This window comes from Streptomyces capparidis, assembly GCF_054782095.1.
Genome location: NZ_BAAGTD010000003.1, coordinates 1 through 14783, shown reverse-complemented (window position 1 = coordinate 14783; position 14783 = coordinate 1). Strand labels below are relative to the sequence as shown.

17 protein-coding genes are annotated in these 14783 nt (G+C 74.6%); 10 read left to right on the top strand and 7 right to left on the bottom strand.

The genetic code is table 11. From position 1 onward, the window contains the following. The first annotated feature begins 95 nt into the window (after nt 1–95). The gene (locus ACYVO2_RS03470) at nt 96–509 is read left to right on the top strand and encodes a hypothetical protein (RefSeq protein ID WP_461006052.1); all 414 of its coding nucleotides are present in this window, start codon (nt 96–98) and stop codon (nt 507–509) included. A 99-nt stretch (nt 510–608) separates the two neighbouring features. On the opposite strand, the gene ACYVO2_RS03465 is transcribed toward ACYVO2_RS03470, so the two are convergent. Further along, nucleotides 609–1142 (bottom strand): DinB family protein, encoded by a 534-nt coding sequence (locus ACYVO2_RS03465; protein WP_461006051.1) that lies wholly within the window; start codon nt 1140–1142, stop codon nt 609–611. 72 nt (nt 1143–1214) lie between these two features. Further along, complete coding sequence (locus ACYVO2_RS03460; RefSeq protein WP_461006050.1) at nt 1215–1862, bottom strand: acetoacetate decarboxylase family protein; 648 nt, start codon at nt 1860–1862, stop codon at nt 1215–1217. A 324-nt stretch (nt 1863–2186) separates the two neighbouring features. Between ACYVO2_RS03460 and ACYVO2_RS03455 the strand changes: the two genes are divergently transcribed. Further along, nucleotides 2187–2717: a phenolic acid decarboxylase gene (locus ACYVO2_RS03455; RefSeq protein WP_461006049.1), complete on the top strand. Its 531-nt coding sequence runs from the start codon at nt 2187–2189 to the stop codon at nt 2715–2717. A gap of 409 nt (nt 2718–3126) precedes the next feature. On the opposite strand, the gene ACYVO2_RS03450 is transcribed toward ACYVO2_RS03455, so the two are convergent. After that, on the bottom strand, nt 3127–3423 hold the full coding sequence (locus ACYVO2_RS03450; RefSeq protein WP_461006048.1) for a hypothetical protein: 297 nt from the start codon (nt 3421–3423) through the stop codon (nt 3127–3129). 554 nt (nt 3424–3977) lie between these two features. Between ACYVO2_RS03450 and ACYVO2_RS03445 the strand changes: the two genes are divergently transcribed. After that, nucleotides 3978–4316, top strand: a complete 339-nt coding sequence (locus ACYVO2_RS03445) for a hypothetical protein (RefSeq protein WP_461006047.1) — start codon at nt 3978–3980, stop codon at nt 4314–4316. A 265-nt stretch (nt 4317–4581) separates the two neighbouring features. Here ACYVO2_RS03445 and ACYVO2_RS03440 read toward each other — a convergent pair whose 3' ends face one another. Beyond that, nucleotides 4582–4782 (bottom strand): DUF2795 domain-containing protein, encoded by a 201-nt coding sequence (locus tag ACYVO2_RS03440; RefSeq protein ID WP_461006046.1) that lies wholly within the window; start codon nt 4780–4782, stop codon nt 4582–4584. 150 nt (nt 4783–4932) lie between these two features. Here ACYVO2_RS03440 and ACYVO2_RS03435 point away from each other — a divergent pair, with 150 nt between their 5' ends. From ACYVO2_RS03435 to ACYVO2_RS03415, 5 genes are all read left to right on the top strand, one after another. Continuing rightward, nucleotides 4933–5916, top strand: a complete 984-nt coding sequence (locus ACYVO2_RS03435; RefSeq protein ID WP_461006045.1) for a class I SAM-dependent methyltransferase — start codon at nt 4933–4935, stop codon at nt 5914–5916. 532 nt (nt 5917–6448) lie between these two features. Beyond that, nucleotides 6449–7423, top strand: a complete 975-nt coding sequence (locus tag ACYVO2_RS03430; RefSeq protein WP_461006044.1) for a sigma-70 family RNA polymerase sigma factor — start codon at nt 6449–6451, stop codon at nt 7421–7423. A 418-nt stretch (nt 7424–7841) separates the two neighbouring features. Next, on the top strand, nt 7842–8603 hold the full coding sequence (locus ACYVO2_RS03425; protein WP_461006043.1) for a DeoR/GlpR family DNA-binding transcription regulator: 762 nt from the start codon (nt 7842–7844) through the stop codon (nt 8601–8603). Continuing rightward, a complete protein-coding gene (gene pfkB / locus ACYVO2_RS03420; protein ID WP_461006042.1) occupies nt 8600–9580 on the top strand; it encodes a 1-phosphofructokinase in 981 nt (326 codons plus the stop codon). Before ACYVO2_RS03425 ends, pfkB begins: the two co-directional genes overlap by 4 nt. A gap of 13 nt (nt 9581–9593) precedes the next feature. After that, the gene (locus ACYVO2_RS03415; RefSeq protein ID WP_461006041.1) at nt 9594–11642 is read left to right on the top strand and encodes a PTS fructose transporter subunit IIABC; all 2049 of its coding nucleotides are present in this window, start codon (nt 9594–9596) and stop codon (nt 11640–11642) included. 162 nt (nt 11643–11804) lie between these two features. Here the strand turns inward: ACYVO2_RS03415 and ACYVO2_RS03410 are convergent, their stop codons facing one another. Further along, nucleotides 11805–12314: a hypothetical protein gene (locus ACYVO2_RS03410; protein ID WP_461006040.1), complete on the bottom strand. Its 510-nt coding sequence runs from the start codon at nt 12312–12314 to the stop codon at nt 11805–11807. 331 nt (nt 12315–12645) lie between these two features. Here ACYVO2_RS03410 and ACYVO2_RS03405 point away from each other — a divergent pair, with 331 nt between their 5' ends. Together ACYVO2_RS03405 and ACYVO2_RS03400 are read left to right on the top strand one after the other, a co-directional pair. After that, the gene (locus tag ACYVO2_RS03405; protein WP_461006039.1) at nt 12646–13344 is read left to right on the top strand and encodes a class F sortase; all 699 of its coding nucleotides are present in this window, start codon (nt 12646–12648) and stop codon (nt 13342–13344) included. Between the two features lie 135 nt (nt 13345–13479). Then, nucleotides 13480–13626 (top strand): hypothetical protein, encoded by a 147-nt coding sequence (locus ACYVO2_RS03400; protein ID WP_461006038.1) that lies wholly within the window; start codon nt 13480–13482, stop codon nt 13624–13626. Nucleotides 13627–13648: 22 nt separating this feature from the next. Here the strand turns inward: ACYVO2_RS03400 and mscL are convergent, their stop codons facing one another. Continuing rightward, a complete protein-coding gene (gene mscL, locus ACYVO2_RS03395; protein ID WP_461006289.1) occupies nt 13649–14107 on the bottom strand; it encodes a large conductance mechanosensitive channel protein MscL in 459 nt (152 codons plus the stop codon). A 115-nt stretch (nt 14108–14222) separates the two neighbouring features. Then, a partial coding sequence (cpaB, locus tag ACYVO2_RS03390) for a Flp pilus assembly protein CpaB (RefSeq protein ID WP_461006037.1) occupies nt 14223–14783 on the bottom strand: 561 nt, incomplete at its 5' end.

Genomic DNA, 14783 nt, shown 5'->3' with positions numbered 1-14783 from the left:
CGGACGGGTGATGCGGGAGCGTTCTCCGGTGCCGGGGGCGGGCAGCGGGTGACGATGCGGCGGCGGTGGCCGTCGGGTGCGGGTGGGAGGCGCGGGTGTACGGGAGTGACGACGAGCTGGATCCCGTGAAGGTCGTCGCGCTGCTGCGGGTGCCCTGGCCCGACCTGCTGCGCGAGATCGACCGGTCGCTGCGCGGCTGGGTGCGGCCCTGTCTGGCCGACCAGGACTGCCCGGTCGAGACCGAGCCGGTGATGGAGGAGCTGACGGTCGAGGAGGCGGCGACGGCGCTGTGCCAGGCGTACGAGTACGCGACCGGGCTCGACGGGGAGATCGCCGGCTACTTCGGGGAGTCCTCGGAGCTGGCCCTCCAGGCCAGGGAGGTGGACGCCTCCGACCTGGAACCCGTGCCGCGCTCCCACGCCGCCCACGCGCTGCTCGCCTCGTCCGTGCTCGCCCTGAGGCACGCCCGCGACATCTACCGGCAGGGCCTGCACCGGCCGCGCCGCTGAGCCGGGCGGGACCCGTTCGGCGCACGGCCGGTTCGGCGGGCGGCCGGACACCGCCTGGACGCCGTCCCAGGGAGGGGCCGGCGGTGCCCGGTCGGCGCGCTACTCGCCGGTCGCCCCGTCGATCAGCTCTCGGGCGATGTCCAGGTGGCCGACGTGGCGGGCGTACTCCTGGAGCAGGTGGAACAGGATCCGTCCGAGGGAAGGGGCCTGGTCGGCGGTCCGGAACCGGCCGCCGAGGCGGGCTTGGTCGGCCAGGCCGGCCGCCGCGACCAGGGACGTCGTCGCGGCCACTTCCGCGCGGTAGGCGGCCATGACCTCCGCGGCGGGCGTCCCGGCGGGGACCGTCCACTCGGCCTCCTCGCCGCCGGGCGGGTGGGCCGGGACGTCCTCGGCGGCGAACCCCCAGCGCATCCACCGGCGTTCGACCCACCCGAGGTGCTGGACCAGGCCGAGCGGCGACCAGCCCAGCGGCTCGACGGGTGCGCGGAGCCGGTCGTCGGAGAGCCCGGCGAGCTTGCGCGTCAGCGCCTCGCGGTACCAGTCCAGATAGCCGATGAGGAGTTCACGGGCGTCGGTGACGTCGGTGCCCGGCCCGTCGAGGAGCGCGGGGGCCTGTTCCGGTGGCTGCTGCATCCGCCGAACGTAGCGCGCCCGGCCGCCCCGGGGCGGTGCGCCGCGGACGGGGCGCCGCGGACGGCGCGGGTCTCAGCAGCGCACCGCGTCCGGGATTCTCAGGGTGAACGGGCGCAGGGCCAGGCAGGGGCGGGCGCCGGCGGTCCGCAGCGCGGGGAGCCGGCCGGACCAGGAGGTGATCTCCATCGTCGCCCGCTGGGGTGTGCCGCGCAGGCGGCCGGGGATGTACAGGCGGTTGTCCGGGGTGCCGCCGAAGCCCGGGGCGGGCATCGGCAACGGCAGCGGCAGGCGCGGTCGCCCGGGTCGCAGGGTGACGGCGACCAGATGCCCCTCCGCGTCGCCGACGCTGACCGCCTCGCGGCTCCACTCGAACTCGGCCGCCTCCTTCCCCAGCCCCCAGATCCCGCGCCCGCCCCACAGCGACGCGGTGTCGTTCACCCAGATGTGCTGGATGAGGATGCCGGCGCGCGGCCCGCGGCGGACCAGGGGGCCGAGGGCCAGCTCGTCGTAGCGCAGGGTGCCCTCGCGGTACCGGACGACGCCCACGCACAGCCGGCGCGGGTCCACGAGGGGGCGCAGGTCGCGGGGGACGGGCAGGGGCTCCTCGGTCCTGACCATGCCCATCCACATCTCACCGCGCAGGGTCCAGGGCGGGGGAGGGTAGGGGACCTCGTTGTCGGTGGGGCCGGGGACGGAGGAGGGGTCGGGGGGGACGGGCATCGCGGTGGTCTCCTCCGGTCGGGGGTGGGCGGAGCGAGGGGTTCCTGTCCTGCGGTGGGCGGATCAGTCCGCGCGTGGGGGGTGGTGCGGTCGCGTGGACGGGAGCCAGGACGGGGCGCGCGATCCACTCTGGTCGCCGCGGGGGAGGGCCGGAAGCCCTCGGAGGAACACGTCAGGGGCGGGGAGGGTGCGCGTCCAGGGGTGGGTTGGGTGGCGGGCTCCGCCGGTTGACTGTCGGATTCACCCAGAATGGGACGTATGGGCTGCCTGTGCGGTCGGGTAGGCGGCGCGCGGAGGGGGGTGGACGAGCGAGGAGGAGAGCGGATGGGTGCCGCCACCCCGCCGTTGGGCGACGTCGTTCCGGCCCAGGACCTGTCCGGAATCGTGGGCAGGCGAGTCGTGTACGACTACGCCAACGGCTGGCGCTACGAGATGTACGTCAAGAACGCCACCACCATCGACTACCGGGTGCACAGCGGCATGGTCGGCGGGCGGTGGGTGAAGGACCAGCCCGTCGACCTGGTGAAGCTGGACGAGGACACCTACAAGGTCTCCTGGCACGAGCCCACGGGCACCTCGGTGAGCGTGAACGTCCTGCCCGGCAGGGGTCTGGTGCACGGTGTGATCTTCTTCCCCCGGTGGGTGGAGGAACACCCCGAGCGGACGGTCGTCCACCAGAACGACCACCTGGCGGAGATGCGCCGCTACCGCGACCAGGGGCCCACGTATCCGGTGCGCGTCGTGCCCGAGTTCGCGCGGATCACGCTGCTGGAGGACCGCGGTCCCGACAACGAGGACGTGGTCGCCGCGGGGCCGGGGGAGCCGCCGGAGGGCTTCGGCGGGGGCGGCGGGTGATGGCGGCGGGGTCCGGCGACGGGGGACGGCCGTTGCGGCGGGCGGCGCGGTCGTTTCCCGTCCCCGGAAATGAGCCGCTTTCGCGATTGCGGCCGTGGTGTGAATGGCGGCCGGTGTGAAGAAACGCGCGCCGAGGCCGGTGAGAGAAAGTGCCGAGACGTCGCGCTAATATGATGTTCGGCTTCGGGAGTTCTGTGGCGGTTTCCACGGGAGATGTCAACGGGGTGCCGGCGGGGGACGCCCCGGACATGCTCGCGCGGTTTGGGGCGTGAGCCCCGGTGGTAGGCATCCGTTGGCGTGCGCGACGCCCGGTGTTGCCCCCCGCGGCTGCGGGGGGCAACACATACGCTCACGGGACAAGCGGCGTCCAGCCCCGGTGAATGCGCGGAGTTCCCGTTGTACGTGCGGTCTATTCGTACTTCTGGTTGCCCAGCCACTGCGAAGCGATCTTGTGGGCGTTCACCACGGTCTTCTCGTCCTCCTGGCTCTGGAGGTCGAGGGCCAGCAGAGCGCCGCCGTCCTCCTTGACGGCGACGGGGCCGCTGCTCTTTCCGCCCTTGGGGGCGTTCACGTACTGGTCCTCCCGGTCCAGGTCCTGGAGGCGGATCTTGATCAGGTCGTCCGTGTCGGCCATGGCAGTTCCCGCCATGCCGAGGCTGAGCAGAGCCGCGGCGCCGACGGCGCCGACCAGCGTGGGAATTCGCATTGCGTTTCTCCGTTCAAAGCGGGGGGGATGAGCGATACACAGTTAACAGAAAATGCCGAGAGTCGCAGCACACGTTGCTCCGAACGGGGCGTGTCGTCATCTATCGGGTGGCGCGGCGGCGGCTCATTTGACCGTGCGCGGGGCGGGGCGGCGCGGAAGACGCGTCCGGCGGGCGGAAAAACGGAAAAGCGGCGCGGCGGGTGCCGATCGCATTTCCGGAAGGCGGGGGAGGGGTCACCGGTCCGGCGCAATCGCCGTGACCGTGCGGTGTGCCCGGCCGTTGAGGGTGGCGGTGGGACCGAGAAGTCGCGGACCGGGGCGTGCTCCGTTTCGTCTCGCGAGGCGTCCCCCTCGCAGGCCGTGGTCTCCCGCGGTCGTCGTTCCCGCGGGAGACCACACTTCTCCGCTCCCGGCGCCGCGTCCGCATCGGGGTCCGCGCCGGGGTCCGCGCCGGGCGTGCCGAAACCGGCGGCGGGAGAATCAAACGGCGCCGCCTGGGTACCCGCACCGTCCGACGAACACTCCGGCGGACGACGGCAGGAGAGGTGTCCTGTATGAGCACGCGTGAGCAGTTGCCGATCCCCGACTACGACCATCTGCCGCTGGGGAGCCTGCAACACCGCATCCGCTCCCTGGACCAGCAGGACCTGAAGCGGGTGCTCGACTACGAGCGGGCCCACGCGGACCGGGTGCCGGTGGTGCAGGCGATGCGGACGAGGATGCAGGAGCTGGAGTCCGGTGCGCGGCCCTCGTCCGGCGCCCCCGACGCCCCGGCGCCCGAGCGGCCCGCCGCGCCGAGCGGTGGCGGCAAGGTCAGCCCCGAGACGAGCGGCCCGCCGATGAACCCGCCGTCCCACGGGACGCCCGAGAACCCGGCCCAGCCCCGGACCTGAGCCGTTCGAGCAGAACCGGTTCGAGCAGAACCGGGTGGGACGACCCCGACCGGCCGCGCGGAGCGGTTCGGCCGGGGTCGTCCCGTTTCCCTGGATCTCCCTGGTCCGGTCTCGTCTCCCTGGGTCAGCGGGCGGATCCGGTCAGCGGCGGATCCGGTCAGCGTGCGGATCCGAGTGAGCCCGCGGGGACGGACGGCCCGGCCGCGGCGGCGCGAGGCCGCCCCGGGCGCGTCCGCCCCCGGTGGGCGCGGTCACCCGGGCCCGGTCACTTGCCGCGGAAGACGGCCTTCTGGACGTCGTTGGGCCCGTCGAAGCGGTCCGTGCCCGACTTTTCGATGGACGATGCCACGTCGCCGGCGCCATTGTTGCGGGCCAGCTCGGCCAGGTCCTTCTTCTTCGCGGGATACGAGGCGCCGTGCAGGGCCTTCTGCACGTCGATCGGGCTGATGCCCTTCTCTTCGGCCATGACGACCTCCGGGGTGAAAGAGTCGGGGTTGCGTCGGCCGCTCGGCCGGGCGGCCACGGTGCTCCCGGGGTACCCCGGGCCCCGCGGACCATGCGCGCCGGGCGGGATCACCGGGGCGGCCGGTCGGGGACGAGAGGGGAGAGCGCGGCGGTGGCGGTGCTGTGGTTGGAGCTGGGGAGGACGGACGAGCCGGGGCTCGCCGAGGCGCTCGCCGGGAGCGGGGTCGAGGTGCGGCGGTGGCGCGCGGGGCAGCCGCTGCCCGAGGAGCTGCGCGGCGTGGCGGGCGTGGTGCTGAGCGGCGGCGGGGCGGCGGATCCCGGGGTGGCGGCGCTGGTGGAGGCGGCCGTCGCCGCCGAGCTGCCGCTGCTCGTGGTGGGCGCGGCCGCGGGGCTGGTCGGGCGGCGGGAGCCGGTGGACGGGGCGGAGCGCTGGGCCCGCACGGCCTGGGCGCTGCCGGGCACGGACGCCGGGGCGGGGCCGGGCGCGCGGCAGGAGCGGCGCGCGGCGCACGCCGGGTTCGCCGCCGTCGTGGCCGCCGAGGCGCACACCGCCGAGAACCGCGCCTTCTTCACTCCGCGCGCCGCCGCCTGGGAGAAGAAGTTCCCCGACGACCTGCCGCGGTACCGGGCGGGCGTCGCCGCGCTCGGCCTGCGCCCGGGGCAGGTGGCGCTGGACGCGGGGTGCGGCACGGGGCGGGCGCTGCCGCTGCTGCGGGAGGCGGTGGGGCCCGGCGGCGCGGTGCTGGGCACGGACGTGACCCCGGCGATGCTGCGCGAGGCGGTGCGGATGGGCCGCGGGGACGTCGCCGCGCTGGCGCTCGCGGACTGCCTGCGGCTGCCGCTGCCCGGCGGCGCGGTGCACGGCGTGTTCGCCGCGGGGCTGCTGCCGCACGTGCCCGACCCGCTGGTGGCGCTGCGGGAGCTGGCCCGGGTGGCGGCGCCGGGGGCGCGGCTCGCGGTGTTCCACGCGGTGGGCAGGGCGGTGCTCGCCGCCCGGCACGGCCGGGTGCTCGGCGGCCCCGACGACCCTCTCGCCGAGGCGAACCTGGCGCCGCTGCTCGCGGAGTCGGGTTGGCGGCTGCACCGCTACGAGGACCCGGACAGCCACTTCCTGGCGCTCGCCGAACGGGTCTGACCCGGGAACGAGTGACCTGGGTCACATCTTGATGATTTCCGGGCGCGGCTGCGTACTCCACGGCGAGCCGCGAACGCCGCCGCGTCGCCGAGTCGACGAAGCGCCCGGCGGGCGGGGCGGCGCGGGCGGCGCCACCGCCCGACCGACGTGACCGGACCGGCGCGAGCCGGCCCGGCGCCCCCGCCGGGAGGTCGCGGCCGATCCGGGGATGGAATCGGCTGTCCCGGACGTTGAAGAACGAACCGCACAAACTCCCCCGAACGGGGAAGGCGAGAGGTGTGGGCGCGGCGGCCCGGCGCGGCGCTCCCGCGAACCCGCCGGCTGGTCACGGTGAGTGGCCGGGTGGGTGGAGGCGGGTGAGCCGACCGGTTGCGGCGTCGCAGGATACTGCACCTTCCGGAAATCAGAGATCGACATGGGAATTCTGTCCGGATTCCACTCGTTGTCATCCACGGATGCGGGTACCCGCCCCGAAGGGCACAGGGTCACCCTCAGTCCCAGACCGACCGAGACCAACCGCAAGGGAGCACGCATGGCAACCCGTGCCGTCGCCCGTGACAGCGCCGACGAGATGGGCAGTGTTCGCGCAGTGGGCGGGGAGGCCACCGATCGCGACCTGGTCGGCATGTACCTGGACGAGATCGCACGGACCCCGCTGCTCGACGCGGAGACCGAGGTCGAGCTGTCCAAGGCCATCGAGGCGGGCGTGTACGCCCAGGAGCTGCTGGACTCCGGCGGCACCGCGGCCGGCGCCGACGACAAGGAACTGGAGGCCGTGGCCGAGGCCGGGCGCCGGGCGAAGGACGTCTTCATACGGTCCAACCTGCGCCTCGTCGTCGCCGTGGCCCGCCGGTACCCGCGCAGCGGCCTGCCGCTGCTCGACCTGATCCAGGAGGGCAACGCCGGCCTGGTGCGCGCCGTGGAGAAGTTCGACTACACCAAGGGCTTCAAGTTCTCCACGTACGCCACCTGGTGGATCCGCCAGGCGATCACCCGGTCCATCGCCGACCAGTCCCGCACCATCCGGCTGCCCGTCCACCTGGTGGAGGAGCTGGGCCGCATCCGCCGAGTGCAGCGTGAGTTCAACCGCGAGCACGGACGCGACCCGGAGCCCCGCGAGATAGCCGCCGAGCTGGACACCACCGCGGAGCGCGTCGTGGACGTGCTGGACTGGGCGCGCGATCCGGTCAGCCTCAACATGACCGTGGACGACGACGGCGAGACCCAGTTCGGCGACCTGGTGGAGGACGCGGGCGCGGCCTCGCCCGAGGAGTCGGTGCTGGTCATGCTGCGCCGCGAGGAGCTGGACGGGCTGATCGGGCGGCTCGACGACCGCACGGCGTCCATCATCCGCGCCCGGTACGGCATCGAGGACGGGCGGGAGCGGACGCTGACCGAGGTCGGCAAGCAGCACGGCCTGACCCGGGAGCGGATCCGGCAGATCGAGAAGCACGCGCTGGTCGAGCTCAAGCGCATGGCCCGCGCCTCGGGCTTCGAGGCCGCCTGATCCCGTGCGGGAGAACGGCCCACCACCAGCACAAGTCCATCCGGTCCCCAGGACCGACCCGTCCACCGGCCCCGGTGCGCCGCCCCCAGGGAGGAGCACCGGGGTTTCGCTTGCCCACGGCGTGACCGGAGGGGCCCGTGGGGAGGCGGTGCCCGGTGTGAGCGGGCGCCGGGCCGCGGGTGGACGGCGTGCCGCGTCCGGCCGCCGGAGAGCGACGGGACGCCGTGCCGCGCCCGATCACCGCACCCCGCCCTGCCACCGTGCCACCGCGACCGCGTCCGGTCACCACCCCGTGGAGCCGTGTGGGAGCCAAGCCCGGTTGTTTCCGTTCATGTCCGAACCTCTTGCTTTTCCGGGAAGCAGAGGTATCGTGCCGGTTAACCAGACCCACTCGGGCATGAAACGGACCTGAAACCACATGTACGCACCGGAGCGCCAGCAGCAGATCCTGAAGCTCGCCCGTGAACGCGGGAGAGTGGACGTGCCCGGTCTGGCCGAGGAGTTCGACGTCACCCAGGAGACCGTCCGCAGGGACCTGAAGGCCCTGGACCGCGCCGGCCTGCTGCACCGCGTCCACGGCGGCGCCATCCCCGCGGGCCGCCTCGACTTCGAGCCCGGCCTCGCCGAGCGCGACACCGTCGCCGCCGCCGAGAAGGACCGGATCGCCCGCGCCGCCCTCGCCGAGCTGCCCGCCGAGGGCAGCATCATCCTCGACGCGGGCACCACCACCTCCCGCCTCGCCGCCGCGATCCCCCTGGACAGCGCGCTCACCGTCGTCACCCACGCCCTGCCGATCGCCGCCCGCCTGGCCGACTACCCCGAGCTGACCATCCACCTCGTCGGCGGGCGGCTGCGCCACCGCACCCAGGCCGCGGTGGACGCGTGGGCGCTGCGCGCCATCGGCGAGATCCACGCCGACGTGGTGTTCCTCGCCGCCAACGGCTTCTCGCCCGACGGCGGGCTCACCACCCCGGACCTGGCCGAGGCCGCGGTGAAGCGGGCCATGGTCGCCGCCGCCCGCCGGGTGGTGCTGCTGGCCGACTCCGCCAAGTTCGGCGAGCGGCACTTCGCCCGCTTCGGCGCGCTGTCCGACGTGGACGTGCTGATCACCGACAGCGGGCTGAGCGAGCGGCAGGCCCGCGCCATCGAGAAGACCGGCCCGGAGGTCGTCCGCGCATGATCGTCACCGTCACCCCCAATCCCAGCCTCGACCGCACCTTCGAGGTGCCGGCGCTGGAGCGCGGCGAGGTGCTGCGCGCCACCGCCGACCGGGTGGACCCGGGCGGCAAGGGCGTCAACGTCTCCCGCGCGGTCGCCGCCGCGGGCCGGCCCACCGTCGCCGTCCTCCCGCTCGGCGGCGCCGAGGGCGACTTCCTCGCCGAGCTGCTCGCGGACCGGCGCATCGAGGTCGCCGCCATCCGCGTCGCGGGCCCCACCCGGGTCAACGTCTCCGTGGCCGAGCCCGACGGCACCCTCACCAAGCTGAACGCCGCGGGACCCGAGCTGACCGCCGCCGAGTCCGAGGCCCTGCTCGACGCGGTGCGCCGGGTCGGCGAGCGGGCCCGGGGCGCCGTGGACGCGAGCGGCGCGGGCGCGTCCTGGACCGCCTGCTGCGGCAGCCTCCCGCGCGGCCTCGCCCCCCGGTGGTACGCCGACCTGGTGGCCAGGGCGCACGCCGCGGGCACCCGGATCGCCCTGGACACCGCGGGCCCCGCCCTGCTCGCCGCGCTGCCCGCCCGCCCCGACGTGGTCAAGCCCAACCGCGAGGAGCTGTCCGAGGCCGTCGGCCGCCCGCTCGGCACCGTCGGCGACGTGGTCAAGGCGGCGCGGGAGCTGCGCGACCTCGGCGCCCGCGCCGTGCTGGCCAGCCTCGGCGGCGACGGGATGATCCTCGTGGAGGAGGACGGCGCCTGGTACGGCACCGCCCCCGTCGACACCGTGCGCAGCGACGTGGGCGCGGGCGACGCCTCCCTCGCTGGGTTCCTGCTCGCCGGCGGCTGCGGGGAGCGGGCCCTCGCCTCCGCACTGGCGCACGGCGCCGCCGCCGTCCAATTGCCCGGAAGCGTCATGCCGACCCCGGCCGACCTCCGCCCGGCCGCCGTCCGCACCACCGCGGACGTCCCCTTCGACCGGTCTCTGACTGACCCCTTCGGCTGAAGGAGCACCACCCATGTCCCCCACCCTCAGCACTCTGATCACCGCCCGGGCGGTCGACCTCGACCTGTCCGCCCCGGACAAGGAGGCGGCCACCCGCTCCCTCGCCGAACGGCTCGTCGCGGAGGGCCGGATCACCGACCTCGACGGCTTCCTCGCCGACGTGGCCGCGCGTGAGGCCCAGATGCCGACCGGCCTGGAGGGCGGCATCGGCATCCCGCACTGCCGCTCCGCCCATGTCACCGCGCCCAGCCTCGCCTTCGGGCGGGTGCCCGGCGGTGTCGACTTCGGCGCGCCGGACGGCCCCGCCGACCTGGTCTTCCTCATCGCCGCGCCCGAGGGCGGCGACGCCGACCACCTCCAGATCCTGTCCACGCTGGCCAGGAAGCTGATGGACAGCTCGTTCACCACCGCGCTGCGCGAGGCGGGGGACGCGGAGCGGGCGGCGGCGCTGATCCGCGGGGACGTCGAACCCGGGGAGACCGGGGCAGGGGAGACCGGGACCGCCGGGGAGGCGGAGACCGCCGGGGCGGCGCCCGCCCCCGCCGCCGCCGCCCCGCTGCGGCTCGTCGCCGTCACCTCCTGCCCCACCGGCATCGCCCACACCTACATGGCGGCCGAGGCGATCACCCAGGCCGCGCGGGCCGCCGGGTACGAGATCGCCGTGGAGACCCAGGGCTCGGCGGGCGCCGACCCGCTGGACCCGAAGGTGATCAAGGCCGCCGACGCGGTGATCTTCGCCGCCGACCTGGAGGTGCGCGACCGCGCCAGGTTCCGCGGCAAGCCGCTGGTCCAGGCCACCGTCAAGCAGGGCGTGAACAGCGCGGACGACCTGGTGGCGCGCGCTGCCCGGTACGCGGAGACGGCGCGGGCGGGCGGCAGCACACCGGTCGTCGCCGACGACCCGTCCGGCCCTTCCGGCACGGCGGACGGCGCTGACGGCTCCGGCGAGCACTGGGGCAGCAGGCTCAAGCAGTGGCTGATGACCGGCGTCAGCTACATGATCCCGTTCGTCGCGGCGGGCGGCCTGCTCATCGCGCTCGGCTTCCTCATCGGCGGCTACGAGATCAACAAGGCGCCGTCGGTGATGGACCACTTCGTCTGGACCGAGAAGGACAGTTGGGCGGCGCTGCTGTTCCAGACCGGCGGGGCCACCTTCACCTTCCTGGTGCCGGTGCTCGCCGGGTACATCGCCTTCGCCATCGCCGACCGGCCGGGTCTCGTGCCGGGCATCGTCGGCGGCTACATCGCCTCCCAGATCGGCGCGGGCTTCCTCGGCGGCCTGGCCGCGGGTCTGCTGGCGGGCGCCGTGGTGATGGGGATCCGGCGGCTGAAGGTGCCCAAGAGCCTCCAGGGCATCATGCCCGTGGTCGTCATACCCCTGCTGTCCGCGATGGTCGTCGGGGCGTTGATGTTCCTGGTCGTCGGCAAGCCGATCGCCTGGGTGATGGAGCAGCTCACGGACTGGCTCAACGGCCTTTCGGGCTCCAACGCGGTGCTGCTCGGCATCCTCCTCGGCCTGATGATGTGCTTCGACCTGGGCGGCCCGATCAACAAGGTGGCCTACACCTTCGCGGTCTCCGGCATCTCGGTCGCCGACCCGACCGAGGGCGGGCTGAAGGTGATGGCCGCGGTGATGGCGGCGGGCATGGTGCCGCCGCTGGCCCTGGCGCTGGCCACGACGGTGCGGCGCAACCTGTTCACCACGGCCGAGCAGGAGAACGGCAAGGCCGCCTGGGTGCTCGGGGCGTCGTTCATCTCCGAGGGCGCCATCCCGTTCGCCGCGGCCGACCCGCTGCGGGTCATCCCGGCGTCGATGGCGGGCGGCGCGGTCACCGGCGCGCTGTCCATGGCGGTGGGCTCCACGCTGCGCGCCCCGCACGGCGGTGTGTTCGTGGTGCCGCTGATCGGCCGCCCGTTCCTGTACCTGCTGGCGATCGCGGCGGGCACCGCGGTCTCCGCCGTGCTGGTCATCGTCCTCAAGAGCATGCGCAAGGAGGAGACGGCCCCCGCCGCCGGGGAGCCGGAGCAGCAGCCCGGCAAGGTCGGCCTCGTGGCCTCCTGACGACCTGACGCGTCCCCTCCGCGCCCCCGCCCGGCTCCGCGCCGGGCGGGGGCGCGGGCGTTGTCCCGCCTCCGCCGACGGCCTCGCGCACGCCCCTGTCCCGGGCTCCGCGCGGGGCCCGGGACGGGGAGCGGGTGGCTGGGACCGGGGAGGTTCAGCCGGTCACATGCCCCCGCTGCCCATGCGGCGGCGCATCATGCAGACCCCGCCCGCCACGGCGGCGGCCACCAGCCCGGCGCCGAGCGCGGCCTCGGTGGTGCTCATGCTGCGGACGCTGCCGCCCTCGCCGCCCTGCGGCCCGTGGCCGTGGACGACGGTGAACCGCGCACCGCTGACGGACTTGCCCTTGCACACGGCGGTGATCGTGTAGGCGCCGGGGTGCGCGTGCCGGAACACGTAAGGGGTGGCGTAGGCGGCGCCCTCGGTGCGCAGCGGCACCAGGATGACGCGCGGAAACGCCTTCGACTCCACGTACGCGTTGCCCTGGCGGCAGCTTCCGCCGTCGACGGTCACGGTGAGCTTGCCGCCCTGCTTCACGGTCTTGGGGAAGACCTGGAGATTGTTGGGGGCGTAGTCGCCGCCGGTGGCGGTGCCGTCGGCGAGCGCGGGGGCCGCGGTGCCCAGGGCCGCGCCCGTCAGCACCACCGCCGCCAGAATGCGTGAACCACGCATGGTGAACCTCCAAGGACGCGGCTGCGGAAGGTTTTCCGCGGCAGATCGACTTGTCCGCGTCCAGGAAAAACCTCACCTGCCGGGCTCGGGACCGCATGCCGGAAAGACCCGGCGGCGGACGCTGAATGGCTGAGGAGGAGGCCGGTGGGCGGCCGTCACCGCAGGTCAGCAAGCGTAAACAGAAAAATATGATTAACCCTGTCGGGGGCGGCGCCAAAGAGTAACGAAAGCCCGGGGCCGACCCCGCCGCACCCGTTTGCCCGCTTCGAATCGCGTCCCCCAATTCCCCGCCATAGCGTCCCAATAAGGCCCAGTCACCGGGAGGACGACGATGGCGCCACCGCACCGCCAGGACCGCCGCGCCAGGCAACGGGCGCGCCCGCCCGAGCGGGGCGGCCTGTTCGTCGTCGGCGTCACCGCGTTCGCCATGGTCCTCGGGGTCTGCATGCTCCACGACGGCATCGACGCCGCGGACGGCCCTCCCCAGCCGCCCGCCGCGGCCGCCGCCGACCGCCTCCCCACCGGCGCGCCCCGGCACGAGTCGCGGCAACTGCCACCGGCCACGGCCCCCCTGCCCGCGTCCGCGCCCGTCCGGATCAGGATCCCGGCGATCCGGGTGGACGCCCCGCTGGTGGACGTCGGCCTCGACGCCGAGGGGTGGATAGCGCCGCCCCCGCCCGAGCAGACCAACCTCGCGGGCTGGTTCCGCGACTCGGTCGCTCCCGGCACCAGGGGCACCTCAGTGATCGTCGGCCACGTGGACAACCAGGCGGGCCCGGTCGTCTTCTACAACCTCGGCGCGCTGAAGAAGGGGCACACCGTCCAGATCGTCAGGCGGGACGGGCGGGTGGCGGAGTTCGTCGTCTACGGCATCGAGGTCTTCGACAAGAACGACTTTCCCGGCGAGCGCGTCTACAGCGACACCGGCCACCCCGAGGTCCGCGTCATCACCTGCGGCGGCGGCTACTCCAAGGCGTCCGGCTACCTCGGCAACGTGGTGGTGTTCGCGAGGATGACCGGGACGGTGTGACGGCCCCCGGTTCCGCGACCGCACCGCACCCGCCGCCCACCCCCGCAGACCCCGCCGCCCCCACCGCCGCCGGTCTGCCCCGCCCACCGGCCCGCCCGCCCCGGACGCCCGCCCGCCGACCCGTACCCTGGACCCATGAGCGGTACCGACCCCTTCGTCTTCGACGACCCCCTGGCCCGGCAGAGCCCCGAGGACACCGACGCGGCCTGGGGTGACGGCAGGCCCTCCGGGGACGAGGACCTCGACCGGTTCCTCGCCGAGAAGCCGCCGCACCACTTCTGACCCGGTCGGCCCCCCGCCGCCCTCAGCGCGAGGCGGACCGCCCGCCCCCTTCCCCTCCTTCCCCCGCCAGCGCGCCCGCCGTGCGGCCCTGGGCGGCCAGCAGATCGCGTATCTCCGTGAGCAGCTCCAGCTCCGTCACCTCGGCCGGGGTCGGCTCCGCCTCGCCCTGCCTGCGCCTGCGCATCTCGTTGAGGTGGTTCATCGGCAGGATCATCAGGAAGTACACGACGGCCGCCGTGAGCAGGAACGTCACCGTGGCGCTGATGACCTGGCCCCACAGGATGTAGATGCCCTGGTCCACCTCGCCCTTGGCGTTCACGTGGCACGGGCCCTGGAAGCACGAGCGGTAGCCTTCGAGTTCCTTGCTGCCCAGGGCGCCGATCACCGGGTTGATCACGCCCTTGACGACAGCGTCCACGATCTTGGTGAACGCCGCCCCGATGACGACGGCGACGGCGAGTTCCACCACGTTGCCGCGCATCAGGAATTCCCTGAACCCGCCGAGCGGGGTCCTGAGCGGCTTCACCCACCGCTCGGTTCCGTTCGTGCCTGCCACTGCGCACCCTTTCCTTGAGCCGCGCCCGCGGTCCGGGCGTCTAGGACAGGGTGACAGCCAGCGGCGATGCCGCGGCCGCCCCCGCCAGTTCCACGGCCACCGACCGGGGCACGGCGAGCACCACCAGCGCGCCCTCCCCCGCCCCGCGCCCCCGCACGGGCGGAACGGCGATCACCCGCACCCCCGCGGCCACCACCCGCGCCGCACCGCCCTCCCCGCCGGGCGGCCCGGCCAGCACGTCGATCCGGTCGCCGGGCCGCAGCAGCGCGGCGGAGCCCGCGTCCGCCACCCGCACCGGCGCCGCGACGTGCCGCTCCCCGCCGGGCTCCCCGTAGCCGGCGAGCAGCGCGGGGCCCAGCAGCCTGCGGTCGGTCAGGGGTTCGCCGTGCCGCACCGGCGCGGCCAGGACCCGCCCCCGCGCCCCGCCCGGTGCCCGCACCGCGCCCGCGGGCACCCGGTCGGCGGGCAGCTCGGCCACGGACACCTCGTCGCCGTCCAGCTTCTCCCCGGCGGGCAGGTCCCGCGCCGCGACCAGCACCGCGGCCGTGCCGCCCGGCGGCCCGCCCGGCCCCGGCGGCCCCGGCGCCGCCAGCACGGCGGC